This window comes from Pseudomonas abietaniphila (genome assembly GCF_039697315.1).
GTDB classification, from domain to species: Bacteria; Pseudomonadota; Gammaproteobacteria; order Pseudomonadales; family Pseudomonadaceae; genus Aquipseudomonas; species Aquipseudomonas abietaniphila_B.
In genome coordinates this window covers 5,033,175-5,045,805 of record NZ_CP155619.1, presented here as the reverse complement: position 1 = coordinate 5,045,805, position 12,631 = coordinate 5,033,175, and the positions used below count along the sequence as shown (strand labels likewise).

Annotated in this window: 10 protein-coding genes; 7 read left to right on the top strand and 3 right to left on the bottom strand. The window is 59.6% G+C overall.

Annotated elements, in window-relative coordinates; translation table 11 throughout:
- Positions 1–163: 163 nt before the first annotated feature.
- The 7 genes from ABDX87_RS22230 to ssuE all read left to right on the top strand — a co-directional run bounded on the left by ABDX87_RS22230 (position 164) and on the right by ssuE (position 9,611).
- Positions 164–1,408: a hypothetical protein gene (locus ABDX87_RS22230; protein ID WP_346829801.1), complete on the top strand. Its 1,245-nt coding sequence runs from the start codon at positions 164–166 to the stop codon at positions 1,406–1,408.
- Positions 1,409–1,519: 111 nt separating this feature from the next.
- The gene (locus ABDX87_RS22225; RefSeq protein WP_346829800.1) at positions 1,520–2,641 is read left to right on the top strand and encodes a glycosyltransferase family 4 protein; all 1,122 of its coding nucleotides are present in this window, start codon (positions 1,520–1,522) and stop codon (positions 2,639–2,641) included.
- A 9-nt stretch (positions 2,642–2,650) separates the two neighbouring features.
- Positions 2,651–3,691 (top strand): acyltransferase family protein, encoded by a 1,041-nt coding sequence (locus ABDX87_RS22220; protein WP_346829799.1) that lies wholly within the window; start codon positions 2,651–2,653, stop codon positions 3,689–3,691.
- 96 nt (positions 3,692–3,787) lie between these two features.
- Entirely contained in the window at positions 3,788–5,026 is a 1,239-nt protein-coding gene (locus ABDX87_RS22215; RefSeq protein WP_346829798.1) for a glycosyltransferase family 4 protein, read from the top strand.
- 13 nt (positions 5,027–5,039) lie between these two features.
- Positions 5,040–6,452: an undecaprenyl-phosphate glucose phosphotransferase gene (locus tag ABDX87_RS22210; protein ID WP_346829797.1), complete on the top strand. Its 1,413-nt coding sequence runs from the start codon at positions 5,040–5,042 to the stop codon at positions 6,450–6,452.
- Between the two features lie 180 nt (positions 6,453–6,632).
- A complete protein-coding gene (locus tag ABDX87_RS22205) occupies positions 6,633–7,715 on the top strand; it encodes a polysaccharide biosynthesis/export family protein (RefSeq protein ID WP_346829796.1) in 1,083 nt (360 codons plus the stop codon).
- 1,314 nt (positions 7,716–9,029) lie between these two features.
- Positions 9,030–9,611, top strand: coding sequence for an NADPH-dependent FMN reductase (gene ssuE / locus ABDX87_RS22200; protein ID WP_346829795.1), 582 nt, complete (start codon positions 9,030–9,032; stop codon positions 9,609–9,611).
- 178 nt (positions 9,612–9,789) lie between these two features.
- Here the strand turns inward: ssuE and ABDX87_RS22195 are convergent, their stop codons facing one another.
- From ABDX87_RS22195 to ABDX87_RS22185, 3 genes are all read right to left on the bottom strand, one after another.
- Entirely contained in the window at positions 9,790–10,395 is a 606-nt protein-coding gene (locus tag ABDX87_RS22195; protein WP_346833591.1) for a LysE family translocator, read from the bottom strand.
- A gap of 146 nt (positions 10,396–10,541) precedes the next feature.
- Entirely contained in the window at positions 10,542–10,817 is a 276-nt protein-coding gene (locus ABDX87_RS22190) for a hypothetical protein (RefSeq protein ID WP_346829794.1), read from the bottom strand.
- 325 nt (positions 10,818–11,142) lie between these two features.
- Positions 11,143–12,513, bottom strand: a complete 1,371-nt coding sequence (locus ABDX87_RS22185) for a gluconate:H+ symporter (RefSeq protein ID WP_346829793.1) — start codon at positions 12,511–12,513, stop codon at positions 11,143–11,145.
- Positions 12,514–12,631 lie beyond the last annotated feature (118 nt).

Genomic DNA, 12,631 nt, shown 5'->3' with positions numbered 1-12,631 from the left:
CGCGCGCGATGCCGATCCACTTGCCGACGGCCCGAGACCTACCTGAGCATGCGCTCCGGACCGTGCCTCTTCACTGAGACAAGCCATGCCCATCAAGCGCCTGACGAGGTTACGACGACATTGTGCTTTTGTGCTGCTGGGATGGTTCATCAGCTGCTCGAGCATGGCCGACGATACCTTCATCATCGGGGTCGATACTCACCTGATGAACAAAAGCACGACGTCGGCCAAGGCTTTGCAACTGCTCGAAGCGGCGGGCGTGGACTCGGTACGTGATGACGCTTACTGGTCCAGCGCCGAACCCCGACGAGGCTTGATGAGAATAGAGCCCGCCTGGCAGGCCTACCTGAGCAAGGCTCAGGAACATCATTTACGGCCGCTGCTGGTGCTCGGTTACGGCAACCCGTTCTATGACAACTACGCCAAACCGCGAAAACCCAACGTGCGTGAGGCGTACGGCAACTACATCAGCTTCGTGACCCGCCAGCTGACCGACAGCGTGGACTTCTACGAGATCTGGAACGAATGGGACAAGGAGAACCCCGTCGATCCTGCGTTTGCCAAGGATTACAGCGTCCTCGTCGAAGAAGCGTCCCGGCGCATCCGCAGCAACCAGAGACCGATGGTGATTCTCGCAGGTGCGGTCACCAGCCAGGGGATGGACCTCGGATTTGCCGATCGGCTGGTCGAGTCGGGGATCCTCAATCATGTCGACGGATTGTCGCTGCACCCTTATGTGCATTGCCGCTCGGATGAACGCAACACCCCGGAAAACTGGATTGCCTGGCTCAGGCGGATCAACGAAGACCTCAAGGAGAAGACCAAAAACAAAACGGACGTGCCGCTGTACCTGACGGAAATGGGCTGGCCCAGCAACACAGGACGCTGCGGCGGCGACGAGAAGACCCAGGCAGCGTTTCTGGCGCGCAGCTTCTTTCTGGCCCAGACGATGCCGAACATCAAAGGTATGTGGTGGAACGGGTTGCTCAACGATGGCCCCGACGACACTGACCCCGAGCAGAACTTCGGTCTGCTCACTCAGGACCTGAGCATCAAGCAGGCTTACCTGACGCTGAAGGCCATCAGCCCGACGCTGCATCAGTTCCGCTATGACGCCGAGAAGAGTCGTGAAATCGACTCGCAGTATCTGTTGCGGTTTGCCCGGGGTTCGGATCAGGTGATGGTTGCCTGGACGGCCGGTTTGCCCAGGCCGATCAAGGTCGACGCCAGCAGCGTGTTGCGCGGCAATGTGCAGTACATCGATACCCGAGAGCCCCAAAACGGCCAGGTCGACAGCGGCATCCCATGGAATTGCAACGAGGGGCGCTGTTCGGCACAGGTGCCGATCGATGAGTTTCCTAAAATAATAAGCCTGGGCACCCGCCCTGCCCTGTTCGCCTTGCCCTGATTCATCTCTTCATCTTTTTCACGTCCGCATTGAGAGCGCCCCTTCACTCAGGGCGCTCCCGGACCTTTGTGCCGCGTATGACTCATTTACCTCTTCAACAGGTCGCCCACCATGATTGTGATCAATGCACGCTTTCTCACTCAGGAGTTGCGCGGCGTTCAACGCTTCGCAGAACAGACCTGTCTGGCGCTCAAGCAACAACGCGACGACGTCGTCTTCGTCGCCCCTCATGGCATCAAGATGCACGACAGCGCCAAGGCACTGGACGTGCAGTGCATCGGTCGCAACAGCGGCCACCTGTGGGAACAGCTGGATCTACCGCTGTATTTGAAACGCCAGGGCAGCCCGCTGCTGATTTCATTGTGCAGCACGGCGCCGCTGTTATACGGCAACCAGATCGCTACCCACCACGACGTCACCTATGTGCGTCACCCGGAAAGCTACACCCGGATGTTTCGCCTGCTGTACCGGACCATGACACCGATCATGCTGTCGCGGATCAAGGCGCTGCTGACCGTCAGCAATTTCTCGAAGGGGGAGATATCGCAGTTCTACAACTACCCGGAAAAGAAGATCTTCGTGGTGCCCAACGCCGTGAGCGGGGCCTTTCAGCCGGGGCCGCCGCTCAAGGATCAACCGGAATACCTGCTGGCCGTGTCTTCGCCCAGCGCGCACAAAAACTTCAGCCGGATGATCCAGGCGTTCCTGATGCTGCGCGATCACGATGACCTGGAGTTGCACATCGTCGGTGGCGCCAGTGACGTGTTCGCCGATGACAACCTGCAACGCCTGGCCAGCCGTGACCGGCGCATTCGCTTTCTCGGCCGGTTGAACGATGACGAACTGATCGCCCAATACCAGGGCGCTACGGCGTTCGTGTTTCCTTCGCTGTACGAAGGATTCGGCATCCCGCCGCTGGAAGCGCAGGCCTGTGGTTGCCCGGTGCTGGCGGCCAACGCGGCGTCGATTCCCGAAGTGCTGCAGGCCAGCGCCCTGTATTTCGACCCGATGGACATCACGCACATGGCCTCGGCCATGGAACGAATTCTCACGGATCTGCCGCTGCGCCAGTCATTGCGTCGGCGCGGCCTGAACAACGTGGCGCGCTTTTCCTGGGACGAATCGGCACGCCGTGTCTCGCAACGCATCGACACGTTGCTGAATCAGTCCAGGGATCGTCGCGCCAGCACCGGCAACGACGCGCTGCGTCGTGAATCCTCCAGTAAGCTTTGAGGCATGCCCATGAAACGTCTGGCCTATCTCGACGCGCTGCGTGGCATCGCAGCGTTGATGGTGGTGTTCACCCACCTGTTCTTGCCGGTCATCGGTCATGTCTGGGTTTTCGACGCCCTGATCGACCCCGGCAAGCTCGGCGTGCTGTGGTTTTTCATGATCAGCGGCGTGGTGATTCCTTACAGCCTCAAGCCAGTGCCCGACGGAGCGCGGCGCTTTCTGATTTCGCGCTTCATGCGGTTGTATCCGGCGTACTGGGTCTCGCTGCTGCTGTTCGTGGTGATGCTGGGCCTGACCGGCGCACCGCTGCCGCCGCTCAAACAGGTCATCGCCAACCTGACGATGGTGCAAGCGGCACTGGGGTTCGACGATGTGATCGGACTGTACTGGACGCTGTTCATCGAGCTGGTGTTCTACGGACTGTGCCTGGCGCTGTTCATCGGCGGCAAACTGTACGACCAGACGTTTCGCGCGCGCTGCTCGCTGGCCTTTCTGCTGATGGCGCTGGCGATGGGCGTGGTTCGCGCCCTGACCGAACGCAAGCTGCCCGTGGCCTTGCCGCTGGCGCTGTCACTGATGTTCTTCGGTTCGGTGTGGCGTCAATGGTTGCTGGCCGAACACAGCCCGGAACTGACACGTAACCTCAAGATGCTGTTGATTGCCTTTGTGGTGCTGCTGCCACCGACGCTGATCATGGCGTATCACCAGGACATGGGCACCGGGGAAACCTGGGGCCGTTACTGCTTCACCTACGCCGTGGCGATCAGCAGTTTTCTGCTGCTGACCCGCAGCGTGCGCCTGGACCATCCAGCCTTGGTGTGGTTGGGCGCGGTGAGCTACTCGCTGTACCTGTTGCACCCGACGATGGGGATGCTGGCCGAGTTCGTACTGGCACGCACCGGGGCTTCGGCGCTGATCATCGCGCTGTTCGCCACGCTGTTGACGCTGGGTGCCGCTCATCTGTGTTTTCAGTTCATCGAATCGCCTTTTATCCAGCTTGGAAAACGCCTCAATAATCGCAAAGCCAAGACGCAACCGTTAAGCGTCTGAAGTAGAGCCTGCGCAAATATCAACGCTTTGGGGAAATCCTCGCGAGCTTCGCTCGACGTGCCGGATTTCTGTAAGCCGTTACTGCAGAGAATTCCAATGAAAATCGCAATCGTCCACGACTGGCTGGTGACGTATGCCGGTGCCGAAAGGGTTTTGGCATCGTTGATTAAAATCTGGCCGGAGGCGGATCTGTTCTCCGTCATCGACTTTCTCAGCGACCAGGACCGCGCCCAATTGGGCGGCAAGGTCGCCACCACGACGTTCATCCAGCGCCTGCCTAAAGCCAAAACCAAATACCAGCGCTATCTGCCGTTGATGCCGATGGCGATCGAGCAACTCGACCTGTCCGGCTACGACCTGATCATCAGCAGCAGCCACGCCGTCGCCAAGGGCGTGCTGTGCGGTCCGGACCAACTGCACATCAGCTACGTGCACTCGCCCATTCGCTACGCCTGGGACCTGCAGCACCAGTATCTGAAAGAAGCCAACTTGAATGCCGGCCTCAAGGGCAAAGTGGCGCGGATGATCCTGCACTACATGCGTATGTGGGATCAGCGCACTGCTGCGGGCGTGGACGATTTCATCGCCAATTCGCACTTCATCGGCGCGCGCATCACCAAGTCCTATCGCCGCGAATCCACCGTGATTTATCCGCCGGTCGACACCCGCGGCTTCTCGATCCAGGAAGAAAAGCAGGACTACTACTTCACCGCCTCGCGCATGGTCCCCTACAAGCGCATGCCGATGATCGTCGAAGCGTTCGCCGCGATGCCGGACAAGCGCCTGGTCATGGTCGGTGACGGCCCGGAAATGGAAAAGGCCAAGGCCATTGCCGCCAACGCGCCGAACGTCACCCTGCTCGGTTATCAACCGTTCGCGGTGTTGCAGGAACACATGCGCAATGCCAAAGCGTTTGTGTTTGCCGCTGAAGAAGACTTCGGCATCAGCCCGGTGGAAGCCCAGGCGTGCGGCACACCGGTCATCGCCTTCGGCAAGGGCGGCGTGCTGGAAACGGTTTGCGGCCTGGATCACCCGCAACCGACCGGGGTGTTCTATCAGGAGCAGAGCGTCCCGTCGCTGATCGCGGCAATAGAGACGTTCGAAGCGTCAGCTGACCGCATTACCGCGCAAGCCTGCCGCGCCAACGCCGAGCGTTTCAGCGAAGCGCGCTTCGAGCAGGAAATGCGGCAATTCGTCGAGCTGCGCTTGAGCGCCTCGCGTCAGGCCCGTCTGTCCATGCAGTTCCGCGCGACTCAGATACCTCCGACGCTGGTCGCGCCCGCGTTACTTGCCAACGATGTATCCGCCCGCGTTGTTCCGATCAAATCCGTCTGAGCGAGCACAGAATATGAGCACACCACTTCGCGGCATCTTGCATGCTCATCAATCGACGTTGTCCGTCGCCCACCGTTTGCTGGACCTGGCGGTCATCACTCTGGGCGGCTACAGCATCAACCTGTTCACCGGCACGCCGATGAGCACCGAAACCTGGATGCAGATTCTGCTGGCCGCCGTGGCTTTTCACTGGCTGGCCGAATACCACCAGTTGTACGGCTCATGGCGCGGCGAACGCATCCTGCGTGAACTGCTGAAAGTCGCCAACTATTGGGGACTGGCATTCGTCCTGCTGCTGTTCGTGGACTACATGTTGTTGCAGCCCGACCACTTGGCGGACAACAGCCAGATGGCCTGGTTTGCCGCCGTACTGGTCGCCTTGTGTGGCTATCGCCTGGCGATTCGCAGCCTGCTGCACACACTGCGAAGCCATGGGTTCAACACCCGGCGCGTGGCGATCGTCGGCACGGGTCACTGCGGCGAACGCCTGGCGTTGTCCATCGAACGCGCGCCCTGGATGGGCCTGAACCTGCTGGGCTTTTATGACGAGTCACCCGAGCAAATGGACCTGGCGCGCATCGGCCGGCGCATTCCAGTGCTGGGCGATCTGGACGCACTGATCCAGGACGCCCGCGACGGCAAGATCGACAAGGTCTACATCACCCTGACTCTGGGCGCGCAAGCGCGCCTTCAGGAATTGATCAAAGGCTTGAGCGACACCACCGCTTCGGTCTATGTGATTCCCGACGTGTTCATGTTCGAGTTGCTGCACGCCCGTAGCGAGAGCATCAACGGGTTGCCGAGCATCAGCATTTTCGACTCGCCCATGGATGGCGCCTGGAGCATGGTCAAGCGCGTGGAAGACATCGTGCTGTCGAGCGTGATCCTGACGATGATCGCCCTGCCCTTGATGCTGATTGCCTTGGCGATCAAGTTCACTTCGCCGGGCCCGGTGCTGTTTCGCCAACGCCGTTACGGCCTGGACGGCCGTCCGATCATGGTCTGGAAATTCCGCAGCATGAGCGTGCAGGAAAACGGCGCGGTGGTGACCCAGGCCACCCGCAACGACAGCCGCATCACGCCACTGGGCGCGTTCCTGCGCCGCACCTCGCTGGATGAGCTGCCGCAGTTCTTCAACGTGCTGCGTGGCGACATGTCCATCGTCGGCCCGCGTCCCCACGCCGTGGCGCACAACGAGCAATACCGCAAACAGGTGTCGGGCTACATGTTGCGGCACAAGGTCAAGCCGGGCATCACCGGTTGGGCACAGATCAACGGCTGGCGCGGCGAGACCGACACGCTGGACAAGATGCAGAAACGCGTGGAATTCGACCTGCAGTACATCGAGCACTGGTCGGTCTGGCTGGACATGAAAATCATCCTGCTGACGCTCTTCAAAGGCTTCGTCAACAAGAACGCCTTCTAAACGCTCGTTAAAAAAAAGAATGTCTGCCAATAACAACAAAGATGGCCGATGGCTACTAAGCTCGGCGGGAGGTGCTTGAGTGTTTGAACGATTGTGATCCGAAGTTCGGTGTAAGTAAGGGATGCAACGAAATCACTGCGGTGCCAGTACGCACCTTTTAGGATTAGAAGGAACATTCATATGAAAGTAACGTTAGCGGTAGTGCTGCTTTCCAGTCTGGTTTTGCAAGGCTGCGCATTCGCCCCTGGTCAATACATGTCCCTCGATGATGTAACCGATAAAGACCCGGACGGTCCCGCGGTCACCCTCGTCAATATCACCCCGACCACCCTGGCCCAGCAGCAGAAATCGGCGGCGGCGATGGCCAAGCCATTGCCTCCTGAACTGTTGAATTACAAGACGCCTGAATACATCGTCGGCCCAGGCGATACCTTGCTGGTCACGGTGTTCGAACACCCTGAACTGACCGCGCCGGGTTCCCAGGATCAACTGGACGCGAACACCCGGGAAGTGCTGCACGACGGCACCGTTTTCTTCCCCTACGTCGGCCGCATCCAGGCCGGTGGCAAGACCGTTTCCCAGATTCGCGAACAACTGCGCATGGGCCTCGCGCCGCAGTACACCGAGGTGAAGGTCGACGTCAAAGTGCTGCGTTACAACAGTCAGCGCGTGTTGCTGTCGGGTGCGTTCAAAACCCCTGGCCCGCAGCCGGTCACCAACATTCCACTGAGCCTGGTTCAGGCCATCAGCCAGGCCGGTGTTGACCTGACCGACGCCAACCTTGCTGGCTTGACGCTGCGTCGCGACGGCAAGGATTACGTGATCGACGTTGACTCGCTCAACCGTAAGGACTCACAACTGAGCAAGATCTACCTGAAGGACGGCGACTACCTGCACTTGAACAGCAACTCGAAGAACAAGATTTACGTGTTGGGCGAGGTTCAGCGTCCACAGGTGATCTCGTTCAGCACCACCAGCGTGACGCTGCTGGAGGCGCTGGGTACGTCCGGTGGCTTGAGCCCGGATGCTGCCGACGGTGAGGCGGTGTATGTGATTCGTGCGCAGGATGCGACGCATGCGGCCACCGTGTATCACTTGAACGCGAAGAAGCCGACCGCGTATGCGCTGGCCAAGGGTTTCGAGCTGGCGGCGCAGGATGTGGTGTTCGTGGGGCCTGCGAACATTACCCGTTGGAGCCGTTATGTGAGCCAGTTGCTGGGTTCGAACAACATCATCCAGACAGGTGCGATGTTCCGGAACTGATGGCTGCTTCGAGCGGCACGTTTCAGATTGTCGGTTAAGCGCAAGACGAAAGCCAAAAATCCCCGCAGAGGCCGACTGCGGGGATTTTTTTTGGGCTTTTTTTGGGGTTGGTGGGGTTGGGTTGAGGGCTTTGGGATTGGGGGCATATCTGTTATTCGGGGTGGCGCTGAGATTTTTGGTTCTGCCTAACGGCAGAAGCGTTCCGCCTTCGGCGGGTTACTTGAAAAGACACCAAGTCACCAAGTGTCCTGGCTCCTGGCTTGGCCCGAATCCGTCGGGTACCCGCACTCCGACGACGCTCCGTGGGCCCGCGCCGAACGGACATCCATGTCCTGACGGCGCTCTCGCGGAATCCATGCCGCTCGACCCACTGCGCGTCGTCTGCGTTTGGCCTGCACCCAAGTCGCGTTTTGTGGTGTTTGGACCATTGATGTCGAAGAGCAAAATCAACAGCAGGAGCAGAAATATCAGGGCTGCGCGATACCTGTAGGAGCGTGGCTTGTCCCGCGATCTGCCGGGAACCGGCAGCAAGACCAGTGCATGCGGGGTGTCAGGCAGAATCGAGTCACCTGGATTTGCTACCGCTGCGCGGTAGATCGCGGGACAAGCCACGCTCCTACAGTTCGGGGTAGGGTCCAGACGATTGATGCACGCATCAAAAAGCCAAGAGAGTTAGCTCCAACGCGTTGCTCTTTTACGCGAAAGTCCAGACACCGCCAAACGCGACTTGGGTGCAGGCTGAACGCAGGTGGCGCGGAGTGGGCCGAGCGGCATGGATGCCGCGAGAGCCGCCCCCGGCCATGGATGGCCGATGGCGGCGGGCCCACGGAGCGTCGCCGAAGTTAAGGTACTTCGACGAAGGAGAAGCCAAGCCAGGAGCAAGACCTTTTGGTTACTTTTGGGGCGTTTGCCAAAAGTGACCCGCTGTAAGAGCGGAACCGTAATCAGCGCCACTCTCAATAACGGATATGCACCCAAAACCCAATGCCCACCCTGACACCAGCCATGACCCTGCCCCCTGCCCCCTGAACCCTGAACCCTGAACCCTGAACCCTGAACCCTGAACATCCAAGTGTTTCCCCAGCAACAGCCAATCAACAGTTACCCCCTCCAGAATCAATCCCTTCCCCAAACGTATTCCCCCTGAAAACCCTCAAGCCCCCGGTTTCACTGTCGTCCAGGCACATCACCGAGGCTGGCACGCATGCTGCTTTGAACCTCCCAAAGGGTCTATCCGCCCATCCCCATCGCGATGACCGCGACCTGCACGGTGCCATGCGGCACCTCGGGTGACCGACCCCAAGGACCTACGACATGTTGGTAGTTTCAATCTCAGGCAGCCCCTCCACCCGTTCCCGCTCCGGTGTGGTGCTCAAACACGCAGCGCAATGGCTGGCCGATCACGGCGTGAACGTAAAAGCCGTACGCATCCAGGACTTCAATGCCGAAGACCTTCTTTACGCCCGGTTCGACAGCCCCGAAGTCATTGCCTTCATTGACGCCGTGGCCAAAGCCGACGGTCTGTTGATCGGCACGCCGGTGTACAAGGCCTCGTTTTCGGGCGCACTGAAAACCCTGCTGGACCTGCTGCCCGAGCGCTCGCTGCACGGCAAAGTCGTGTTGCCGCTGGCCACCGGCGGCAGCATTGCGCATATGCTGGCCGTGGACTACGCCTTGAAGCCGGTGCTGTCCGCGCTCAAATGCCAGGAAGTGCTGCACGGCGTCTTCGCCATCGACAGCCAGATCAGCTACGGCGACAACGACCTCGGTGGCGAACTGGACGAGTTGCTGACCCAGCGCCTGCAAGACGGGCTGGAGCATTTTCATCTGGGGCTGCAACACCGCACGAATGCGCGGCACAAGGAAGCGGGTGGGCATTTGAAGCTGGCGTTGTGATCGCCCTTCACAACAATCATCCCCGCCGAATGCAGATCAACCGCGGGAGCGAATTCATTCGCGAAAGATGGCTCATGCAAAAGAGAGGTGTTGATCCTGCCAGCCAATCGCGAATGAATTCGCTCCCACAGAAGATTGCGGTCTGAGCCACAGCTCGCTCGGTCAGAAGCCGATGCGATCAATGTTCCAGCAACGGATAAAGCGACAACACCAGCAATGCCGCCATCACCCCGTTGAACACCCGCAACCACAGCGGATCGCGCAACACGTTGCGAAGCAGGCTGCCAAACCCCGCCCACAGGCTCACGGCGGGCAAATTGACGATGCCAAACACCAAGGCAATGATCGCGACATTCGTGAAGTAGCCATTCATGGGCGTGTAGGTGCTGATCGCGCCGATCGCCATCACCCACGCCTTGGGGTTGACCCATTGAAACGCCGCCGCGCCGAGGTAACTCATAGGCCGCGCATTGCTTTGTTCACTGTCCTTGGCGGGACCGGAAGTGGCGATCTTGTACGCCAGGTACAGCAAATACGCCGCGCCTGCGTATCGCAGCACGGTGTACAGAATCGGATAGGCCTTGAACACCGCGCCCAATCCAAAGCCGACCGCCAGCACCATCAGCGCGAAACCGCAGCTGATGCCGAGCATGTGGGGGATGGTGCGGTTGAAACCGAAATTCACGCCTGAAGACAACAGCATGGTGTTGTTCGGGCCGGGCGTGATCGATGAAACGAAAGCGAACAGAATGAAAGCGAGCAGCAGGTCGGCAGTCAGCATGATGCGGGTCCAGGAGTGTCTTGATTTCTGACGACCACGCTATCGAAAGCATCGTCGGAAACACATAGACAGACACGCTGACTTTTAACCATACAGTTTCAGGTAAATCGCGAACCTCAGGAAACTGTTACAACCTTGAAGCAGAGGTCTCAGCCTTGGCGGGCTTTGGACGGCGCGCTGACCTGAGCGTTGACTTCTCCACGGTTATCGAACTCGTGGGCTTGCTGCATCTGTGGCTGAGCCATCAGCTCGTTTTTGCGAGCCTGATAGTCGTCGTAGGACAAGCCGCGACGGTTCAAGTCTTCAAGGGCCAGCTGGTGAGTTTCTTCGGCGGTGTAGGGACGCAGTTCAGGATGATTGCCAGCGGCACAGCCAGACAGGACAGCGACGGAAAGCAGCATGGCAAGGGCAAGAAGACGGTTCATGAGAGACTCCATTCGGCTCGTTTCGGGAATGAGCCAAGGCTACGCGCCGGCCCGTTCGAGCAGAAATCAGTCGTCTTGATAGTCGGTATTGGCTACGTCGACGCGGTCTGCCTGCGTCACCTGCCTTATCGGCATGGAGCAGAAGACGCGTGACCTGTGGGAGCTGCCTTATCGGCATCGGGCAGAAGACGCGTGACTTGTGGGAGCTGCCGGAGGTTACGACGGTGGCGAATGCGGTACGTCAGAAAGACCGCATTAACCGCCTTCGCCACCGTCGCAACCTCCAGCAGCTCCCACAGAGGATCGTTGTGAAGATCGGAACCTGTTAAACCAACCAATGCCACAACAACAGCGTGCCGATCAGTCCCACCACCGAGACAATGGTCTGCAGCACCGACCAGACCCAGATCGTCTGTTTGAGTTGCAGGCCGAAGTACTCGCGAACCATCCAGAAGCCCGCGTCGTTGACGTGGCAGAAGAACACCGAGCCCGCACCGATCACCAGCGCCACCAGCGACGCTTCAATCGGCGCAAGGCCGGCCATCATCGGCGCGAGAATGCCTGCGGTGGTGGTGGTCGCCACGGTCGCGGAGCCCGTCGCCTGACGTAATGCCACGGCGATCAGCCACGCCAGCAGCAGGTAAGGCATGTGCGCGCCTTCGGCCACTTTACTGATGGTCTGGCTGACACCGGCGTCCAGCAGGGTCTGCTTGAGGCCGCCACCCGCGCCAATCGTCAGCAACAGCACGGCAATCGGCGCCAGGCTTTTGCGCAGCGTGCCGCCCACATGCTCGCGGGAGATCCCGTTGGCCCAGCCCAGACAAACCGTCGCCGCCAAGACTGCAATGCCCAACGCCACCAACGGCTCGCCGAGGAATTTCAGCGTCAGTGCAAGGCTGCTCTCAGGTTCCAGGGCAATCTTGGCCAGCGTACTGCCGAGCATCAGGATCACCGGCAGCAGGATGATCAACAGCGAAATGCCGAACCCAGGCTGACGCGCGACGTTAGGTTTGGCCGAAAACAACTCGCCCAGTTCGGCCGGTTCTTTAACGTGAAGACGCTTGGACAACCAGTTGCCATACAGTGGGCCCGCCAGAATCACCGCCGGCACCGCAATGCAGAAACCCAGCAACATGGTCAGGCCCAGGTCGGCGTGCAATGCGCTGACCGCGATCAGCGGCCCCGGATGCGGAGGCATCAGGGCGTGCAAGGTCGTCATGCCCGCCAGTGCCGGAATGGCGATCTTGAGTAGCGGCTGGTTGGACTGGCGCGCCATGACGAAGATGATCGGCACCATCATCACTAGGCCCACTTCGAAGAACAGCGGCAGGCCGATGACCATCGCCACCAACGCCATCACCCACGGCAGCGTCTTGCCTTTGCCCAACTTGAGCAAGGTGGACGCAATACGATCTGCCGCCCCCGATTCGGCCATCAACGCGCCCAGCATCGCACCCAGCGCGATAATGATCCCGGCCTCTCCCAGAATCCCGCCCGCGCCTTTGCTGAACGCTTTTGCAACGGCCTCCGCTGGCAACCCCGCGCCTATCCCTGCGATGAAAGTGCCCACCAGAATCGAGAGAAACGGTGGGAGTTTGGTGGCACTGATCAGCACGATAATCGTGGCAATGGCGATCAGGCAGCAGATGATCAGGCGAGTGTCATGAAACACCCAAGCAGCAGACGACAAATCCAAGCGCAACCCCTTATCGTTCGATTCTTATTGAAAGGCGATCTGAAACAATTTGTTTCAGATGGCCAAACGATACCGGATGCGGCAAGACGTCGCAGCGATTTTTTCGCAGAAAGTGGCC